Annotated in this window: 18 protein-coding genes; 9 read left to right on the top strand and 9 right to left on the bottom strand. The window is 37.5% G+C overall.

The genetic code is table 11. The features are described from left to right. Positions 1-235: 235 nt before the first annotated feature. The 3 genes from ACM03V_RS27035 to ACM03V_RS27025 all read right to left on the bottom strand — a co-directional run bounded on the left by ACM03V_RS27035 (position 236) and on the right by ACM03V_RS27025 (position 2,239). Positions 236-565: an MgPME-cyclase complex family protein gene (locus tag ACM03V_RS27035; protein WP_414623899.1), complete on the bottom strand. Its 330-nt coding sequence runs from the start codon at positions 563-565 to the stop codon at positions 236-238. 88 nt (positions 566-653) lie between these two features. Further along, on the bottom strand, positions 654-1,433 hold the full coding sequence (locus tag ACM03V_RS27030; protein WP_414623898.1) for an ester cyclase: 780 nt from the start codon (positions 1,431-1,433) through the stop codon (positions 654-656). A gap of 83 nt (positions 1,434-1,516) precedes the next feature. Further along, the gene (locus tag ACM03V_RS27025) at positions 1,517-2,239 is read right to left on the bottom strand and encodes a pyridoxine 5'-phosphate synthase (protein WP_414623897.1); all 723 of its coding nucleotides are present in this window, start codon (positions 2,237-2,239) and stop codon (positions 1,517-1,519) included. Between the two features lie 243 nt (positions 2,240-2,482). On the opposite strand from ACM03V_RS27025, the gene ACM03V_RS27020 reads away from it, so the two are divergent. The 5 genes from ACM03V_RS27020 (at position 2,483) to ACM03V_RS27000 (ending at position 7,390) form a co-directional block, all read left to right on the top strand. Continuing rightward, positions 2,483-2,956 (top strand): hypothetical protein, encoded by a 474-nt coding sequence (locus tag ACM03V_RS27020; protein WP_414623896.1) that lies wholly within the window; start codon positions 2,483-2,485, stop codon positions 2,954-2,956. Positions 2,957-3,091: 135 nt separating this feature from the next. Then, positions 3,092-3,670, top strand: coding sequence for a Uma2 family endonuclease (locus ACM03V_RS27015; RefSeq protein WP_414623895.1), 579 nt, complete (start codon positions 3,092-3,094; stop codon positions 3,668-3,670). Positions 3,671-3,832: 162 nt separating this feature from the next. Continuing rightward, positions 3,833-4,489: a nuclease-related domain-containing protein gene (locus tag ACM03V_RS27010; RefSeq protein WP_414623894.1), complete on the top strand. Its 657-nt coding sequence runs from the start codon at positions 3,833-3,835 to the stop codon at positions 4,487-4,489. A gap of 43 nt (positions 4,490-4,532) precedes the next feature. Next, complete coding sequence (locus tag ACM03V_RS27005) at positions 4,533-5,726, top strand: ATP-grasp domain-containing protein (RefSeq protein ID WP_414623893.1); 1,194 nt, start codon at positions 4,533-4,535, stop codon at positions 5,724-5,726. A 539-nt stretch (positions 5,727-6,265) separates the two neighbouring features. Beyond that, positions 6,266-7,390, top strand: coding sequence for a site-2 protease family protein (locus tag ACM03V_RS27000; RefSeq protein ID WP_414623892.1), 1,125 nt, complete (start codon positions 6,266-6,268; stop codon positions 7,388-7,390). A 60-nt stretch (positions 7,391-7,450) separates the two neighbouring features. Here ACM03V_RS27000 and ACM03V_RS26995 read toward each other — a convergent pair whose 3' ends face one another. The 5 genes from ACM03V_RS26995 to ACM03V_RS26975 form a co-directional block, all read right to left on the bottom strand. Next, positions 7,451-7,675 carry a type II toxin-antitoxin system HicB family antitoxin gene (locus ACM03V_RS26995; protein ID WP_414623891.1) on the bottom strand — a complete coding sequence of 75 codons (225 nt, stop codon included), beginning with the start codon at positions 7,673-7,675 and terminating at the stop codon, positions 7,451-7,453. A gap of 20 nt (positions 7,676-7,695) precedes the next feature. Beyond that, positions 7,696-8,517, bottom strand: coding sequence for a dual OB domain-containing protein (locus ACM03V_RS26990; RefSeq protein WP_414623890.1), 822 nt, complete (start codon positions 8,515-8,517; stop codon positions 7,696-7,698). 106 nt (positions 8,518-8,623) lie between these two features. Beyond that, a complete protein-coding gene (locus ACM03V_RS26985; RefSeq protein WP_414623889.1) occupies positions 8,624-9,070 on the bottom strand; it encodes a DUF488 family protein in 447 nt (148 codons plus the stop codon). Beyond that, positions 9,054-9,716, bottom strand: coding sequence for a DUF488 family protein (locus ACM03V_RS26980; RefSeq protein WP_414623888.1), 663 nt, complete (start codon positions 9,714-9,716; stop codon positions 9,054-9,056). The genes ACM03V_RS26985 and ACM03V_RS26980 overlap by 17 nt, the downstream gene beginning before the upstream one ends. Before the next feature lie 95 nt (positions 9,717-9,811). Next, positions 9,812-10,594: an ABC transporter permease gene (locus ACM03V_RS26975; protein WP_414623887.1), complete on the bottom strand. Its 783-nt coding sequence runs from the start codon at positions 10,592-10,594 to the stop codon at positions 9,812-9,814. 81 nt (positions 10,595-10,675) lie between these two features. On the opposite strand from ACM03V_RS26975, the gene ACM03V_RS26970 reads away from it, so the two are divergent. The 3 genes from ACM03V_RS26970 to ACM03V_RS26960 all read left to right on the top strand — a co-directional run bounded on the left by ACM03V_RS26970 (position 10,676) and on the right by ACM03V_RS26960 (position 14,606). Continuing rightward, positions 10,676-11,308 carry an exopolysaccharide biosynthesis protein gene (locus tag ACM03V_RS26970; protein ID WP_414623886.1) on the top strand — a complete coding sequence of 211 codons (633 nt, stop codon included), beginning with the start codon at positions 10,676-10,678 and terminating at the stop codon, positions 11,306-11,308. A 175-nt stretch (positions 11,309-11,483) separates the two neighbouring features. Next, on the top strand, positions 11,484-11,903 hold the full coding sequence (locus tag ACM03V_RS26965) for a hypothetical protein (protein ID WP_414623885.1): 420 nt from the start codon (positions 11,484-11,486) through the stop codon (positions 11,901-11,903). 48 nt (positions 11,904-11,951) lie between these two features. After that, a complete protein-coding gene (locus ACM03V_RS26960; protein ID WP_414623938.1) occupies positions 11,952-14,606 on the top strand; it encodes a DUF2225 domain-containing protein in 2,655 nt (884 codons plus the stop codon). Between the two features lie 340 nt (positions 14,607-14,946). Here the strand turns inward: ACM03V_RS26960 and ACM03V_RS26955 are convergent, their stop codons facing one another. Then, a complete protein-coding gene (locus ACM03V_RS26955; protein ID WP_414623884.1) occupies positions 14,947-16,896 on the bottom strand; it encodes a S9 family peptidase in 1,950 nt (649 codons plus the stop codon). Positions 16,897-17,124: 228 nt separating this feature from the next. On the opposite strand from ACM03V_RS26955, the gene ACM03V_RS26950 reads away from it, so the two are divergent. After that, the gene (locus ACM03V_RS26950; protein WP_414623883.1) at positions 17,125-17,904 is read left to right on the top strand and encodes an HAD-IB family phosphatase; all 780 of its coding nucleotides are present in this window, start codon (positions 17,125-17,127) and stop codon (positions 17,902-17,904) included. The last annotated feature ends 87 nt before the right edge of the window (positions 17,905-17,991 follow it).

Below are 17,991 nucleotides of genomic sequence, written 5' to 3'. Positions count from 1 at the left end.
ATATTTAAAAGACTTTATCAAAGATTGAAGGTTTAAGGTTTAAGGTTTAAGGTTAAAGTTATTAAATTGCCTCGCGATCGATTGCATAAAAAAATATTTTTCTCCATTCCCTATTCCCTATTCCCCGTTCCCTATAATTAAAGGTTAAAGGTATTAAGTTCCCTCGCGATTGATTGCATAAAAAAATATTTTTTCCCCGTTCCCCGTTCCCTGTTCCCCATTCCCCGTTTCCCTACTAAGAAACTGAAGCAAGACTCGCTAAAGCATCGGGAATTTCTGAACTGGGAGCTTGAAATTCACCAGTTACCACATATTCCAATCGCAGTTTCAACCAAGTGATAAATTGAGGATTGGTAGAAACAACTGCCGCCGACGGTTGAGGACATTTGGCTTTAATTTCTGACATAGCCGCAGTTTCGAGAAAAGCTGGCTGTTTAACCAACCAAAAATCAATTTCTTTTTCTTGTTCGTGATAATAACGGGTACGCTCCTTCAAAACCTCCTCTAAAGGTTCTTCTTCTAGTAAAAAGCGTTGAGAAGCTAGTACGTAATAGTATGTTTGCATTGTCACACTCTTATTGATTGAATAGCTAATTGAACAAAATTGAACAAACAATTGGGACACAGCATATAATACTGCGTCCAAGTACAATTTAATTTGAAGAATTGAAAGGAGCGGCTAATTTTTTAAATGGACAGCTAGTTGCTAGCTGCTGCGAATGCCGTGTTTCACGAAGCAAGAAAAATCTTTTGATTGTTGCCCAAATTGACTTACCACTTTGATGCTTTCCACCACTCGTCAGCTTGGCAAAAAACTGGCTGTTGTCAAAGTAATGTTCCACATTGATGATTTTCAAGTCATCGGTAACGCGGGCTATGCTCATCCCTATTATCTCCACAACTTCCCCTGTAGGAGAATAGTCTTTGTATTTACCATTAAAAGTTCCCCAATGTCGCCATTTAAATGTAACGTTTGGTGGAGAACTGTAAACTTCTAAAACTTCCCATAAAAATCCTTTGGGAAATGCGCTGCGAAAAAGTCTTCCCGATGATTCAAAGTTTTCCTCCGAGGCTTTGTATTGTTCGGAGTCGGTAATAAATAAATTATAAGTTCCTGCTGCCGAAACATCTTCAGCCCTAAACTCTTCACCACCATTGCTACTCATGCGAAACTTTTCATTTACAACCGATAACCACTGTTTGGGATTGGTTTTAAATGAAGCCTCCAATTCAAAAGCTCGCACCAAGTTTTCTACAATAGCTTCGAGGGAACCCACAGGATGATGAATTAGACTCTCGGCAGCCAAACCTTGATTTGATTCGGAATAATCGGGAGGATTCCCACCACGCCATTCGTTATCAATGCCACTAGCAATTATCTTCTCTCTCTCTTGCACCCACAATGGCAAATCCTGAGATTGTGTTGCGCTCATATCGTACTTCTACCGGGCTGTTAACAATTATCAATTATCAATTAACGACAAATTTTTACTGTTTACTGTTAACCGTTAACTGTTCACTGTTTGCCATGCATAATTTGCTTGATTTCTCGCACTGCTCTTTCCATACCTATCAAAGAAGCTCTACTAACGATGGTATGACCAATATTAAGTTCTTCCATACCTTCAATGCAAGCTACTGGATAAACGTTGGTGTAGGTAAGTCCATGTCCGGCATTGACGCGCAATCCGGCATTTCTCGCTTGATTGCAAGCATATGTTAATAAATTCAACTCCATATCTTGAGTTACTTGATTTTTTGCTTCTGCATACCTTCCCGTATGTAACTCAATAAATTTGGCTTTTACCTTGACAGATGCCTCAATTTGTGAGTCTTCAGCATCGATAAATAAACTTACCGGAATACCAACACTTTGCAACTTATCTACAATATTTCCGATTCTATCAACTTGTCCGGCAATATCCAAACCGCCTTCCGTGGTAACTTCTTCCCGCTTTTCCGGTACTAAAGTTACATAATCGGGTTTGATATCGAGAGCGATCGCCAACATTTCATCGGTAGCCGCCATTTCCAAATTCAGATGAGTCCTGACAGTTTCCCGCAGTATCCGCACATCTCTGTCTTGAATGTGTCTTCTATCTTCCCGTAAATGTACGGTAATACCATCAGCGCCACCCAACTCAGCTAGTACCGCAGCCGCCACGGGATCTGGTTCCACCGTGCGCCGCGCTTGTCGAATAGTGGCGATGTGGTCAATATTTACACCGAGTGTCAGCACCCTTGTTATCTCCCGTTTGCAGTTTATTATCTTTTATCTTTATCTAAAAATTGATTTTACCTTTTAATGGGCATAGGGAATAAAAAGTTAAGAGTTAAGAGTAAAAATATCAATAAAAATGTATTCTTCTTAATGTCAATAAATTTTGTCTTCAATCCATACTTGATTTATGTAAAACGAAAAACTGCGATATTAAATTGGCATATTATTTATACAATTTATTTTTTGTGAGGGTAATTGAGCGTGTGGTTATACGATAAAGATTCGGTAGAGTACGAAGTATTTAAAAAGTACGAAAAAGCTTTAGTTAGTGCTGGTGTAAATTTCTCGCGTATTGATGTACGAGAAGCTTGTATGGGTTGTTTTGATGGACTTGAAGATGCTTTAAGAGCAGCAATTAGCTATATATTATGGTTGCACGAATACAAACATGAAATCCATCCCAGTATGATTCTTGTCAAGGCACTTAATGAAAAATGGCAGCCGAAAGAATGGGAAGATGAATATCTAAGTTTACCAATACTCAAGTCTCAAGGGCAAAGATGGTGGGAAGGTGCTGAAAATATCTGGGGATATGACAAGCGCAATCAACTTGTTGCCGATATTATTTATGACGCAGGAAAAGAATACATTGTTTTTACTAATGGTAAAGAAATGTTGGTAGAAACCGCTTGGCGCTGGGGTTGGGAACGAGTTTTAGATTATGCTAGTAATTAGGGAATTGGGGATTGGGGATTGGGAATGGGTAATTGGTAATTGGTAGTAGTGAATAGGGAATAGGGAACGGTGAATGGGGAACAGCAGGAAATCCAAAATCTAAAAGAGTTGTTAAAATCTAAAATCCAAAATCGAATGACTTCACTTACATTAAACTTAAATTCTATAATCAAACTTACTTCAGAACAGTTTTATCAACTGTGTGAAACAAATCCGGAATTAAAATTAGAACGTAATGCTCAAGGGGAATTAATTGTTATGCCACCAACGGGAGGAGAAACGGGAAGAAGTAATTCTAGTATTAACGCTCAAATATGGTTTTGGAACGAGCAAAAGCAACTTGGTGAAGTTTTTGATTCTTCAACTGGATTTACATTACCATCTGGTGCAGAACGTTCTCCAGATGTTTCTTGGGTAGAAAAGTCTCGTTGGGATGGTTTAACAAAAGAACAAAAAGAAAGATTTATTCCTCTTTGTCCGGATTTTGTAATTGAAATCATGTCACCTTCCGATAATTTGAAAAAGCTGCAAAATAAGATGCAGGAATATCTGGAAAATGGTTGTCGTTTGGGTTGGTTGATAAATCGTAAGAAACAGGAAGTTGAAATTTATCGTCAGGGAAAAGAAGTTGAAATATTGAAATTACCGCAAACTATTTCTGGAGAGGATGTGTTACCTGGATTTGTGCTGAATATGCAGAAAATTTGGGGATGAGATATTTTGATTATAGGGAATAGGGAACGGGTAACAGAAAGAATAGTAAGTGATAGTGGCTTTTTAAGGTAAAATTGAGTATGAAAGGTACGGAAAAGCCTTGATTATAATATATACTTTTTTCAATATATTTAAGTAAACTAAAAACTAAAAACTAAAAAGTTGTCTATAAAAACAAAAAAACCGGGAGAATACATCCGTAAATTAGCTAGAAAACGAACGCGATCGGCAATGATACGTTATTTTCTGGCTGGGGGTGTTTCAATCGCTACAGTGTGGTTATTTATTATTTTCTCTACCTCCTCAGCAGCAATTTTGATTTTGTTGGCAGGTATAGGCGGCTCATACTATTTATGTCGTAGTGGTAGATACTTTCAAAAACGAGCTTTGGATGCTCAACGTGGTGCAAAAGCCGAAACTGACGTAGCCGATTTATTAGATGTTTTAGAACTTAAAAAATGGCACATTGAATATAATTTGAGAATTCAAAAATGGGGAGATGCAGATATAGTTTTACACTCACCTAAAGGTAAGTGGTACGTAGTTGATGTTAAGTCTCATGGTGGGACAAAAATAGCTGAAAACGGACGTTTAAGAAGACGTTACGGTAAAAATATTTATGATTTTAGAGAAGGCGATTTAATTCATAAAGTCAAAGGACAAGCAAAAGAAGTAAGATTGTTAAAAAGTGCTTCGTGGGTAACTGCAATTCTTTGTTTTACCAGGGGTGGCGTGAATATTGCTGGTGATGAAATTAATGATGTTTATGTAGTCAGCGATGGTAAATTAGTTGATATTTTGTTGCAGTTGGATAAGTGATTGGGGAATGGGTAATTGGTAATTGGTACAGAGCAAAATATTCATGAATCAAAACATCAAACCAGCAGACTTAAATTGCTGCTTTATTTCGGGGCCAGTTCTTTCTCCTTCATTATTAAATGCAATCCAAAGTTGGAATATTTCCGTTTACTTGCAACCTCCAACACCTCCACTACCAGAAACAATTAATATTATTAATGATGCCGAAGCAGCCACTTATATTAAAGATAAAAATGCAGCAGTAATTATAAATTGGGAAGCAAGTCTTTCTTTTATTCTTAATAATCTTCCACAGCAAAAATTAAATCAAGTTAATGCTTTTAAAAATAAAGCTATTTTCCGTAAATTAGTTAAAGAGTTATATCCAAACTTATTTTATGTAGAACTTACAAGAGATACTTTGCAAGATTTCCGATTTCCTGAAGAAGTTGAAACGGTAGTAATTAAACCCAATATAGGAACTGCTTCTATAGGTATTCGCACCGTACACGGACAAAAAGAATGGGTAAAAGCGGTAGATTCAGTTCTTAAAGATATTGATATAGCCAAAGAACACATGAATCCTGCTATGTTAAACGACTCTTCTTTTCTTGTGGAAGAATTCGTGAATGGGGATGAATTTGCTTGTGATGGTTTTTGGGATGCAAACGGTAAAACGGTAATAACTGGGATTTATCAACATCCTTTTGCTTCAAGTTTGGATGTTAGTGACACGGTTTACTATACGTCTACAAAAGTGGTAGCTGAAACAATAAAGCCGACGATGCAGGTATTAGAGGATATTGGAAAAAAGCTTGATATGCGTCGTTTTCCGTTTCATTTTGAATTTAGATTTAGTAACGGTAATCTTTTCCCTATTGAATTAAATCCGCTGCGGTTTGGACAAGTTGCTCTACCAGATATTACAGAATATGCTTTTGGTTTCAATCCTTATGATTTATTTTTTACAGATAAAGCACCAGATTGGGATTCTTTGTTAAATGATGTAGGTAATTCTAAAGTTTATGCTTTTGTTCTTGCTAGCATACCATCGAAATATGAACCTGAAAAATACAGCTTTGATGAGGAATCTTTTTGTAATAGCTTTGGGGATAAGTTATTAAATTATCTTCCTAGTAATCCGGAAATAACTCCTTTTTTTGGGGTAGCGCATATTGTTGTAGATAAAGTTGAAGAAGTTTTGGAATATCTTACTCTTGATTTTGAGAGTTTTTTGAAGAGTAGGGAACAAGATTAAGAAAATAAAACCGCAGAGACGCGGAGGGCGCAGAGGAAAGAGGTTAAGAGAGATGGGTTGTTTTGGAGGTATATAGGTGAGGATAAAGCGAAAGTCTACTCAAGTAGACTAAAAACCTTGGACAGTCCTATTCATCTGACATCTTGCACCATTCTCAACAACCGCCTTGGAATAAATTCCCAGGCTTACATACAAAGTCTGATAAATCAGACTGGGCAAGGCTTTTAGTGCGTTTTAACGTACTTTATGTATTAGCCTTGAAATTGATTTCTCTGCGAGAAAGCCTCCGGCTTACAAGGCGGGTATTTGTGCTTAACGACATTGGTGCAAGATGTAAGATTCATAGGACTTTTACTATTAGACGGGGGTTTGCAACCGCCGGCGGTGTTGAGAATGGTGCAAAATATGAGATAACCGCACTTCTACGGACGGACACCACTACAGTTACAAACATTAAAATTGCTTAACACTTCGTTACTATAAATGTATTGAGAGCAGAGAATTTGCCTCTCGATGTAAAAAAAACAAAGGTAAAAGCCATGAATAACACAATTCGTGTTGGCAACCTATTCGGAATTCCCTTCTATATTCATCCATCCTGGTTTTTAGTATTAGGTTTGGTGACTTGGACTTATGGTAGCGGGCTAGGGAGTGCATTTCCTTATTTAGGAACTGCGTCTGCTTTATTGTTGGGTTTAATGACAGCTTTAATGCTTTTTGGTTCTGTTGTTGCCCACGAACTGGGACATAGTTTTGTTGCCATTCGTCAAGGGATTGATGTTAAATCCATCACCCTGTTTATATTTGGTGGTTTGGCAAGTTTAGAGAAAGAATCAAACACTCCAGCATCTGCTTTTTGGGTCGCGATCGCCGGTCCTTTAGTTAGCCTGTTGTTGTTTGGTGTATTTGCAGCAATTGGTTTTGGTACTGGAGCCTCTGGGGTATTCTCAGCAATTTTGGGACTGCTCGCTTCTGTTAACTTAGCACTATGCTTATTTAACTTAATTCCGGGCTTGCCCTTAGACGGTGGAAATATACTTAAAGCCATAGTTTGGAAAATCACAGGTAATCCTAATAAAGGAGTGGTTTTCGCTAGTAGAGTAGGACAACTCTTTGGTTGGATTGCGATCGCAAGTGGCTTACTTCCATTATTGTTAACTGGCAGTTTTGCTAACTTCTGGAACTTATTGATTGGCTTCTTCTTATTGAGAAATGCTGGTAATGCAGCCCAAGTTGCAAGGGTGCAAGAACAGTTTACAGGTTTAACTGCTGCGGATGCAGTAAGTAGCGATAGCCCCATTGTTGCCGATAACCTTACAATTCGAGAGTTTGCTGACGAGCAGATAGTAAGCGGACAAAAATGGCAGCGCTTTTTAGTTACCAACAGCGATGGACAACTGGTAGGAGCAATATCTGCTGATAATTTTCGTTCCGTTTCACCACAATTATGGTCAGAAACTCAAGTCAAAGATGTAATGCGACCAATTGCAGAATCTACTACAGTAAAAGCCGACCAACCTTTACTCGAAGTAGTGCAGTTAATCGAACAACAAAAACTATCTGCACTAACCGTGATTCGCGATAATAACGTATTAGTAGGAATTTTAGAAAAAGCTGCAATTCTCAGTTTGCTACAGAAAAGGATGCTTTCCAATCCTGCTTAATTCTCGCTTGTTGAATAATTAATAGTGATTGATGTATGAAGCGATTCGGGCTGTATCGCTTCATTCGTCGTTTAAAGCTGATACAGCCATGATTTTTACCGCTCCTTTTAAATCCGGAGTTGATAAACCTTCTTTTCGTAAACCTTCTAAGTGAAACTTAATAGCTTCTTTAATTTGCTGATTAACTTCTTGAATAGTCGCACCAGTTGCTACACATCCAGGTAAATCTGGAACATAAGCCGAGTAATTATTGGTTGCTTTTTCAATTACAATTGCATAACGCATTAAATGAATTAAAAATAATTTTAAATACTAGGTAAAGATTTAAGATAATTTAAAAACTCTGTGATTTCATTTTTGTTCAACTCTTGGCGAGAATATTTTTTATAATTTTTCTCTAAGTACGAACGTCCTTGTTTTATACTCCAACCAATTCGCTTCATTTCAACTAAAATCAAGTCAAACTCAGATAATTCAATCACACCTGCAATCAATTTCCAGCATGGGTAAGGGTCATCTTTCCCCCAGGTCGGAGGTTTATATGGCATACCTAAACTGACGCTTACTAAGCAAGGATTGTGAGGACGATAACTAGATTTGAGTCGTTCAACAAATACAGGATCGGTTATGCGAGTTTCAGTTAGCTGTAACCCAGTATCAGTTATGAGTGTACCTTTCCATTTTCCATTTTGAAGTTCATCTTCCTTCACCGAGAATTTTGTTGCGTATACAAGTTCTAAAGTGCGTCTTTCTTGGAAGGGTAGGGATTGTAGAGAACTTACTGTAACATACTTGTTGGAATTATGAAGAATATAGCTATAATTATGGCAATATTCAAGTAAATCAGTTGGTTGAACTCGTTCTACTAACTGCCATTTTCCAGAACCTATAGTGATGTTTTCACTTTCAAAACCGAAGTCCGGACCGTTATTTTCTAGAGGAATGTCTAAAACATCAAGTAAAGCAGGTTCTTTTCCCTCTATAAGTCTGACGCTTCTAGGAACCTTACCATCCTTTGGATTTAAACTGGATACTGGACGAATCCATTTTTTTGTATCTATATTTATACCAGCGATGCACCGCTCACCATTTTTCCAAGAATTAGCAAGGCAGATAATTTGAGTCATAAACTATTTTAGATTTAATTTGCTCATAATGGACAGACAAATGTCTATCTCATTGTAGCTTTATCATAAGTATTTAATCATTAAAACAGTAATTTATCAGACAATTCTATAAATGTTTTATACGTATATTTCCTAGTTTATCGTTCAAGTATTCTGCTACTAAACGACGGTGACAGTGATGCGGTTTAGCTTCACTGCATAACAAGCAACCCCCGTCTAAAAGTTCCGGTGAAATTTTCTTTTCTATTTGGCGATCGCCAACCAGTTGCAAAAATTTTTGTTCGTAAGTTTCCCAATCGCCTTTCTTTTTTTTATAATCATCCAAAATATCTTTAGTCGGTGCCATATCTAAAATATGAACATATTCGATATCACCTATTTGCCGCAAAAAATACTCTAAGTCAGCACGTTTAGCAAAGCCTGCTAATTGGGAAACATTATTTAGTCGCGTATCGATAACTCTTTTGACTCCACTATTTACTAAAGTCTCGAAAAATTTTTGAGCAGTCTTTTTAGTAAAGCCAATTGTAAATAAATTAATTGATTGGTTCATACTGTTTTTCTCTTTTCTCTACGTAAGCAATATTATCACCTTGAAGTTTATATGCCTTTTCCAGAGATTCTTCTCTTGAATACTGATTTATTAATGGTTTAGATAATGACATATTATCAAACAAAGATAGTTGGACTTGTTGCGACTGTTCTGGTAGTTTTAACCCATGCAATTTTAAAAGTCTTTCTTCAAGATTATAGTTAGTTTCTAGATCACCGTTTCTCAATATATGATTGATGTCTAAACCAGATTCGCGCAGATGTTGACAGACAAGAACTGCTCGATGGCAGGTAATCGGGTCTTTTTCAGCACACATCAGCGAAATATTATAGCTTTCTGCTCCTTTCAATATTCGTTCAATACCATCATTAAATTCTTTAGTAGATGCAATTTTTTCGTATAGAGCTTTGCCATCAACATAGCAACTAGGATTATTGGATCTTGCTCCCAGTTGATTTCCCAAAAATACGTAGCGAATTCCAGCATCTAGTAAAGATTTTTTTAGCAGTTTCTGATTGAAATGAGGTAAGTACTTGCTATACGGATGCGAACGTACATCAGCAATTGCCGTAACACCGTGCTTTTGCAGCAGTGTAATAAATGTCTCTATGCTGTGATTGGAATGTCCAACGGTAAAAAGTTTCATTTTAAAATAAACGGTTTACGTTTATGCTATCGTGCCACAGTAAACCAATTATAGACCTATGGTTTGGCGAAGGTACTCACAAAAATCAGCAATTTCTAACTCGAAGCACTAGTATAATATCTCAACGCAAACCGCCAAAATCTCGACGAAACAAAAAACAACGCTACCGCCAAAATTCCCGCACCTATTACCCAGTTAATCTGAGTTCTACCCAGCATCGCTTCCGCAGGAATAGTAGTTAAAAATGCCACCGGAACTACAAAGGTAAAAAATAAACGAAAACTTGCCGGATAAGCCACCATTGGATATCTTCCGGCTTCAATCAATCCCCGCAATACTTCCGTGACGTTGTATATTTTCACAAACCAAATACTTGTAGCTCCCAGCATAAACCACAGGCTATAAAGGATTATTAAACCAAAAAACAGCGCTGGAACACTAGCGAGATAATCGCCGATTCCCAAACCGAGACGATTACCAGCGTAAATAATTATAATGCTCCCAAAAATCAAATCAGAGACTCCCCAAGGTGAAACGGTGTGGGAAGAAAGCCAAAATTGGCTGCGAATGGGTTTTAATAAAACAAAATCTAAAGTTCCTTCCTGTACGTGACGCACGATGCGGTTTAAATTAGGAGCGAGAAACGTTTCCGCAAACCCCTGCAATAAAGTGTAAATCCCTACAACAATTAAAGCCGCTTCCCATTGCCATCCAGAGAAAGTATAGCCAGTACGGTAAAACAAAAACAAGCTGAACAAGCTACCCGCAAGGTTTCCCACGCTGCTGAGAGTCGCGATGACAAAATTAACGCGGTACTCCATTTCAGCCGCTATAGCAGCACTCCAAAATAATCTAATAACTTTTAGGTATCTTCCCATGATGAAAACAAGCAGTGCTTCCGGTATAGTTTATTGTCAGACTGTATATTGTGCTTGATAAAACGTATTCTTAATAATCTTATGGCTAAACTGTCCAAGGAATTAAACCGCTTTTTCTTTGAAGAAGAACGTACTTCTACTACGATAACTTTAGAAGATGTTCTGGAATTAGCAGGGGAAAGAATTTTCGGATTTTTGTTTGTTATCTTATCTTTACCTTCAGCTTTACCGCTTCCCGCACCAGTTATATCAATTCCTTTCGGGATTGTCATGGTAGTGCTGGCAGTGCAATTAATTATAGGTCGTCAAGAACCTTGGGTGCCCAAAAAATTTGCCAAACGTCCGATTAAAGTTGAAACAGCGCGAAAATTCATTAAAGCTGGAATTCCTTTCTTACAAAAAATTGAAGCCGTAAGTCGTCCCCGTTTACCGTTTATTTGTACTACTATCCCCGGAAAAATCATTATTGGACTTGCGATCGCGCTAATGTCAACGTTCATGATGATTCCCATTCCCGGAACAAATACTTTACCAGCAATTGGTATCTTTGTAACCGGGTTTGGCTTATTAGAAGACGACGGTGCAATTAGTTTAGGAGGTTTAACTATTTGTTCAATAGCTGCAATATTAGTTGGTTCAGTTTTTGCAGCATTAATTTGGGGAGGTACGAGTTTAATTGACCAAATTAAAACGATGTTGAAAGGTAATGGGTAATTAGGGATTGTAATATACTTTTATACCTCACCCCGCCCTTTGGGCACCCCTCTCCTTATTAAGGAGAGGGGAAGGAGTAAGTATAATTCGTAAATATTCAATAATTTTAAACTTTACGGAATATTACGTATTAATTATGTATCCTCTAACGTAATTGCCGTGGATAAAAATGGTTATGGAAGTTATTACAACTAGTGCGATCGCAACTCTTGCTTTTACTAAAGCTTTTGAAAAGTCTATTGAAAAATTTACTGAGGCAACTTGGAACAAAATTAGCGCTCTACGTAAAAAGATTTGGCAGAAATTCGGTAAAAATGAAGCAGCGCAAAATGCTTTAACTGCTGCCGATACTGGTTCTCAGCAAGATTTGGATTTAGTAGCTCAACACTTAGAGCAAGAAATGGAATGGGATACAAACTTTGCTCAAGAAGTACAAACCCTAGCTCGTGAGATTCAGCAGGAAATTAATATCGGTGAAATACAAGGGCAAAATGTACAAAATGTTTATGGTGGGCAAGCAGAACAAAATATTGTGACTGGCAACAATGCACCAGTTATTCAAGGTGGTAGCGGACACAATATTACATTTAATTGACTACAGTCGTCGGGAGGGGAACCGACAAAGTATCATCCCATCAAATATATACCAAAAATTGGTAATCCGAATTTTGTCGGACGAACAGATGAACTTGAAAATGTTCACAAGGAATTATATCAACACACAAATAATAGAGTCGCCATTTCTTCTGTATCGGGAATGGGTGGTGTAGGGAAAACTGAATTAGCGATACAGTATGCACAAAAATACTACGATGATTATTCTGGGGGTATTTGTTGGTTAAATGTTAGAGATACCAATTTAGCTGCGGAAATTATTCAATTTATCCAGTTGAAGATGGGTTTGGAAGTTCCACAAAAGGATATCCAAGAAAACCCGCTGACTTTGGAGGAACAAGTAGCTTGGTGCTGGAAAAATTGGCAGCCACCTGAAGGTTTGGTATTGGTAATATTAGATGATGTGACGGAATACAAAGACATCAAAAAACTATTACCAAGAATTGATAATCAACGTTTTAAATTATTAATTACAACTCGTCAGCGACGGTTAGATACTAATTTAATTGATATACCTCTTGATGTACTTTATGAATCTGAAGCTTTGTCGCTGTTGAGAAGTATTTTAGGTGAGGATGATTCACGCATTGATAGGGAACTTGAAACAGCCAAAGAATTATGTAAGTGGCTGGGTTATTTACCTCTTGGTTTGGAATTAGTTGGACGATATTTGGTAGAAGATGCGGATTTATCAATCGCTGAAATGTTGGAAGAGTTGAAAGCAGAGCGATTGGAACATGAAGCTATCAATCCAGAGTCAGATGATTTAAAAAATACAGAAATTACCGCTAAGTTAGGAGTTCAAGCTGCATTTAATTTAACTTGGGAAAAACTAGATTCTAAGACTCAAGAAGTTGGAGAAATATTAAGTTTATTCAATCCAAACGCAATTGCTTGGAGTTATGTAGAGTCCGTTAGCGAGTCGTTAAGCTGGAAAAAGAAAGATGTTAGAAACGCGAAAAAGCAACTTTATGGACGGAATGTCATTAAAAGGTTAGGAGAAGAAGAAGCTAGCTATCAAATTCATCCTTTAATTCGAGAGTTTTTAAAAGTTAAGTCACAAGTATCAGTACAGTTAAAGGAGTTAAAACAAGCATTTACTGGTACTTTCATTGAAATTAGTAAAACAATTCTCCAAACATTAACCCTCGAATTTTGTAATTCTGTTAAAAACGCGATTTCTCATTTAACAGAAGTTGCAGAAAATCATCTTGATGTAGTGAGTGATGAAAATTTATATTGGGTTTTAGTAGGTTTAGGGAAATTTTATCAAGGACAGGGTTTATATACTTCAGCAGAACCTTGGTATGAAAAATATATAAATGAAGTTGAGTCTCGTTTAGGAAAAAATCATCAAGATTATGCAACTAGCTTAGCCTGCTTAGCTAATCTCTACTTTTATCAAGGAAAATACGAACAAGCTGAACCACTTCTTATCCAAGCTTTGGAATTATATAAACAACTTCTCGGAGTTAATCATCCCCAAACTGCAACCAGTTTGAACAATTTAGCTTCACTCTATGAAAGTCAAGGAAAGTACGATGAGGCTGAACCCCTTTATATCCAAGCTTTGGAATTATATAAACAACTTCTCGGAGAAAATCATCCCCACACTGCAATGAGCTTGAACAATTTAGCTTATCTCTACTCCAGTCAAGGAAAATACGAACAAGCTGAACCCCTTTATATCCAAGCTTTGGAATTATATAAACAACTTTTCGGAGTTAATCATCCCGACACAGCAAAAAGTTTGAACAATTTAGCTCAACTCTACTTTTATCAAGGAAAGTACGAACAAGCAGAACCCCTATTTATCCAATCCTTGGAATTACATAAGCAACTTCTCGGAGAAAATCATCCCCACACTGCAATGAGCTTGAACAATTTAGCTCTACTCTACTCCAATCAAGGAAAGTATGAACAAGCAGAACCCCTTTGTATCCAAGCTTTGGAATTATATAAACAACTTCTCGGAGAAAATCATCCCGAGACAGCAAACAATTTGAACAATTTAGCTCAACTCTACTTTTATCAAGGAAAGTACGAACAAGCAGAACCCCTATTTATCCAATCCTTGGAATTACATAAGCAACTTCTCGGAGAAAATCATCCCCACACTGCAATGAGCTTGAACAATTTAGCTCTACTCTACTCCAATCAAGGAAAGTATGAACAAGCAGAACCCCTTTGTATCCAAGCTTTGGAATTATATAAACAACTTCTCGGAGAAAATCATCCCGAGACAGCAAACAATTTGAACAATTTAGCTCAACTCTACTTTTATCAAGGAAAGTACGAACAAGCAGAACCCCTTCTTATCCAAGCTTTGGAATTATATAAACAACTTCTCGGAGAAAATCATCCCCACACTGCAATGAGCTTGAATAATTTAGCTTATCTCTACTTCAGTCAAGAAAAGTACGATGAGGCTGAACCCCTTTATATCCAAGCATTGGAATTAAGAAAACAACTTCTCGGAGTTAATCATCCCGACACTGCAATGAGCTTGAACAATTTAGCTTTACTCTACAAGAGTCAAGGAAAGTATGAACAAGCAGAACCCTTTTATGTCCAAGCTTTGGAGATTGTGGAACGGGTTTTGGGTGCAAATCATCCTCATACCGTGCTTTATAGGAATAATTTGGAATATTTACGAGCAAAGCAGGGAGAAGGTGAAAGATGATTGTTAGTTTTTGTCATTGCGAGTGAAACATAAGCCGCAGCTTCGCTGAACTCACATCTTGCATCATTGTCGTTAAGTCTAAATTCCCGCCTTGTAAGCCGGAGGCTTTCTCGCAGAGAAATCAATTTCAAGGCTAATATACAAAGTACGTTTTAACGTACTAAAAGCCTTGCCTAGTCTGATTTATCAGACTTTGTTTGTAAGCCTGGGAATTTATTCCAAGGCGGTTTTGAGAATGGTGCAAGATGTGAATTAAAAGAGAGAACACCCCATCTAAACGAAAGCTTGTTTGTTTAATTTCAGGTGCTATAAATTCATGGCTTGCCCCATCCCCAATCCCCTAATTAATCAAAAACTCCTTAATAAACATCACCGTAGAATAAAACTGAAAGTCAATATTCTTCTTCTTACTAAATCCATGCCCTTCATCTTTCGCCATTAAATACCACACGGGTACATCATTCTTTCTCACCGTTTTTACTATTTGTTCGGCTTCAATCAAAGGAACTCTGGGGTCATTTTTACCGTGAATTACAAATAACGGCACTTTGATATTATCGGCATTATTTGTAGGAGAAATCTTCTGCAAAAACTCGCGCATTTTCGCATCCCTTTCGTCTCCATATTCCACCCGTCGCAAATCTCTTCGATAACCCTGAGTATTTTCTAAAAAAGTGACAAAATTAGAAATACCAACAATATCAATTGCAGCTTTGATTTTATCGCTGTATTTCGTTGCTACAGCTAATGACATATAGCCACCGTAACTTCCCCCAGTAACCAAAATTTTATCTGCATCTAATTGCGGTTGCGTCGCTATCCAATCAAGTAACGCACCGATATCTTTAACAGAATCTTCCCGACGAAACCCGTTATCTAACTTAGTAAAGGTTTTACCGTATCCCGTCGAACCCCGTACATTAGGAAATAATATTGCAACACCCAATTCATTCAGGTAGTAATTATAACGTCCGAGGAAAGAAGGGCGAAACTGCGATTCGGGGCCGCCATGAATGTCAATTATTAACGGACGTTTTCCGGTAAACTTAGCGGGAGGACGATATAAAAAGCCGGAAATTGTTCTATCGTCAAAACTCTTCCACCTTACCAACTCTGCATCGGAGAAGCTGCTCGTATTTAAACCACCTGTTTCGCTTAATGTCCATCGTTGAACTTTATTGTTGCGAATATTCAAAGAATATGCATCAGCGGTATATTTAGCTGAAATCAGCGTAAAACCTAAGTCGCGGTTGTTATTATGCCATTGAATACCGTATATTTGCCCGATAGGAAGCTTTGGTAAACGTTTAAAACGACGGGTAGCAGTATTTAATATATGTAATACCCCAGTACCATCTTCGTTGGTGACAAAAGCTAAGAAATTACCATCATCGGAAAGGTCAAAATCTGTCACATCCCAACGAAACTTTTTGCTGAGATAGGTGTGTTGTAAAGTATCTAGTTCAACATAAGCTAACCGGGAAAACTCGGAATCGCGATCGGTAATTACATATAAACCTTTGCCATCCTTACTAAAATAACCGCCATCGTAGGAAATTTTTTCCTCACCTGCTTTAGGTAATAGCTGCTGCTTCTTACCAGTTGAAGTATCTATTAACCACAGATAACTTTCATTCACCGAAACATATTGCAACGCTAAGAATTTACTATCATCCGGCGAGAAATCCAAACCATACCAACCACCACCTTCATTTTGAGTTAATAACTTATTGCTTGCGGGATTTTGCGGATTAATCATGTAAAAATCAGCATCATTACCCGTGCGGCGAGTCGAAGTGTAAATTATTTTTTCACCATTATTAGACCATACACCACCACTGTTTTTTGATTCACCATCGGTTAATAAAGTGGTTTCCCCGGTATCTAAGTCATAACGATAATTTTGGTTAAATTCATTACCGCCAGTATCTTTACTAAAGACAAAATAGTTACCTTCCGTAGGTTGAAAACTCGCACCGGCAACGGGTTCGGGAAAAAAGGTTAACTGCTGACGAGTAGCCAGGGGAGATTTTACATAATGTGTTTGTCGCGTATCCCCGAACCTTGTAGAAATCAGCATCTCACGCCGTTTCGGGTGCCAGCTAGAGATACCAGCAGAGCGGAATTGAGTATAACGTTCGACTTTTTGAGCTAAATCCGCAGGAATCGGCGGAATTCCCTCAACAACAAGATTGTCTCCAGGAGTAACAGGAGTAACAGCAGCAACCATCGGCATAGGTAGTAAGATTACTGCAAGCAGAGTAGCAAAAAATAAAGATAAAAATCGCATTTAATAATTATTACAGTTATCAGTTACCAGTAACCAGTTATAAATTATCAGTTTGTAAGTTTGTAGGTTGGGTTAGGTTCACGAAAAGATATAGTTTTCAACGAATAATCTATATTTGAACCGTAACCCAACATCGATTCGTAAGTATTTCACAATATTTATCCACAATCATGGTGTTGGGTTACGACACGATTATTAAAGATTTCTATTACAAGCCAAATTTGGTTTATGTCCTCCGGACACGCTTCGCTAACGTGTCTAACCCAACCTACTAACTGTAGTGAGGGCGATTATGATGACAACCAACAACCAAATATTGATAATATACTCATGTTTACGGCTTTTAAAAATATGACAAAGCAACACGATAAGATTATTATTTTTGATTGTGACAGTACTTTGAGCAGTATTGAAGGAGTTGATGAGTTAGCCCGTGTTGCTGGTGAGGAAGCAACTCAAGAAATTGAAAGAATGACTGCTGAAGCAATGGAAGGTACTATTTCTTTAGAAAGTATCTTTGCAAAACGTTTGGAAATTATTCAACCTACTGCTGATTCTGTCTCAAAAGTTGGTCAGTTATATATCGATACAGTTGAGCCTTCCGCAAAGCAAGTTATTACAACTTTGAAAAATAAAGGTTGGGCACCAATTATTTTGAGCGGTGGTTATCGTCAAGCAATCAAACCTTTAGCCGATTATCTTGGTGTAGAATTTATCGAAGCTGTTGACCTTTATTTTTACGAAGATGGCACCTATCGCGACTTTGACCGTAATTATCCCTCAACGCGCTCCGGTGGTAAACCCGAAGTTGTTAAAAGTTTACGAGATAAATATTCACCCAGCAAAATAGTGGCGATCGGTGATGGTGTCAGCGATTTAGAAAGCAAACCCGTTGTCGATATGTTTATCGGGTTTGGTAGATATGCTGTAAGGGAAAAAGTTAAACAAGAAGCCGATTATTTTATTACTGATTTACACGAAATTGTTTCTTTGGTTGGTAATTTGTAATTGGTAATTGGTAATTTAATTTATTTAATCATTTGTAGGTTGGGTTAGGTTCACGAAAAATTGGTTGTAAACAAATAATTTAGATTT

Origin of the sequence: Calothrix sp. CCY 0018 (assembly GCF_963920925.1) — a bacterium.
In the GTDB taxonomy this organism is placed as follows: domain Bacteria; phylum Cyanobacteriota; class Cyanobacteriia; order Cyanobacteriales; family Nostocaceae; genus Rivularia.
The sequence above is the reverse complement of the archived record's forward strand: the minus strand, read 5'-3'. Positions and strand labels throughout refer to the sequence as shown.

Coding starts and splice junctions, on each gene's coding strand:
- ACM03V_RS27030 (WP_414623898.1), bottom strand. CDS start 1,433: ATGAGCGCAACACAATCTCAGGATTTGCCATTGTGGGTGCAAGAGAGA.
- ACM03V_RS26985 (WP_414623889.1), bottom strand. CDS start 9,070: ATGAACCAATCAATTAATTTATTTACAATTGGCTTTACTAAAAAGACT.
- ACM03V_RS27005 (WP_414623893.1), top strand. CDS start 4,533: ATGAATCAAAACATCAAACCAGCAGACTTAAATTGCTGCTTTATTTCG.
- ACM03V_RS26965 (WP_414623885.1), top strand. CDS start 11,484: ATGGAAGTTATTACAACTAGTGCGATCGCAACTCTTGCTTTTACTAAA.
- ACM03V_RS27035 (WP_414623899.1), bottom strand. CDS start 565: ATGCAAACATACTATTACGTACTAGCTTCTCAACGCTTTTTACTAGAA.
- ACM03V_RS26980 (WP_414623888.1), bottom strand. CDS start 9,716: ATGAAACTTTTTACCGTTGGACATTCCAATCACAGCATAGAGACATTT.
- ACM03V_RS26955 (WP_414623884.1), bottom strand. CDS start 16,896: ATGCGATTTTTATCTTTATTTTTTGCTACTCTGCTTGCAGTAATCTTA.
- ACM03V_RS26975 (WP_414623887.1), bottom strand. CDS start 10,594: ATGGGAAGATACCTAAAAGTTATTAGATTATTTTGGAGTGCTGCTATA.
- ACM03V_RS27000 (WP_414623892.1), top strand. CDS start 6,266: ATGAATAACACAATTCGTGTTGGCAACCTATTCGGAATTCCCTTCTAT.
- ACM03V_RS26970 (WP_414623886.1), top strand. CDS start 10,676: ATGGCTAAACTGTCCAAGGAATTAAACCGCTTTTTCTTTGAAGAAGAA.
- ACM03V_RS26990 (WP_414623890.1), bottom strand. CDS start 8,517: ATGACTCAAATTATCTGCCTTGCTAATTCTTGGAAAAATGGTGAGCGG.
- ACM03V_RS27015 (WP_414623895.1), top strand. CDS start 3,092: ATGACTTCACTTACATTAAACTTAAATTCTATAATCAAACTTACTTCA.
- ACM03V_RS26995 (WP_414623891.1), bottom strand. CDS start 7,675: ATGCGTTATGCAATTGTAATTGAAAAAGCAACCAATAATTACTCGGCT.
- ACM03V_RS26950 (WP_414623883.1), top strand. CDS start 17,125: ATGTCCTCCGGACACGCTTCGCTAACGTGTCTAACCCAACCTACTAAC.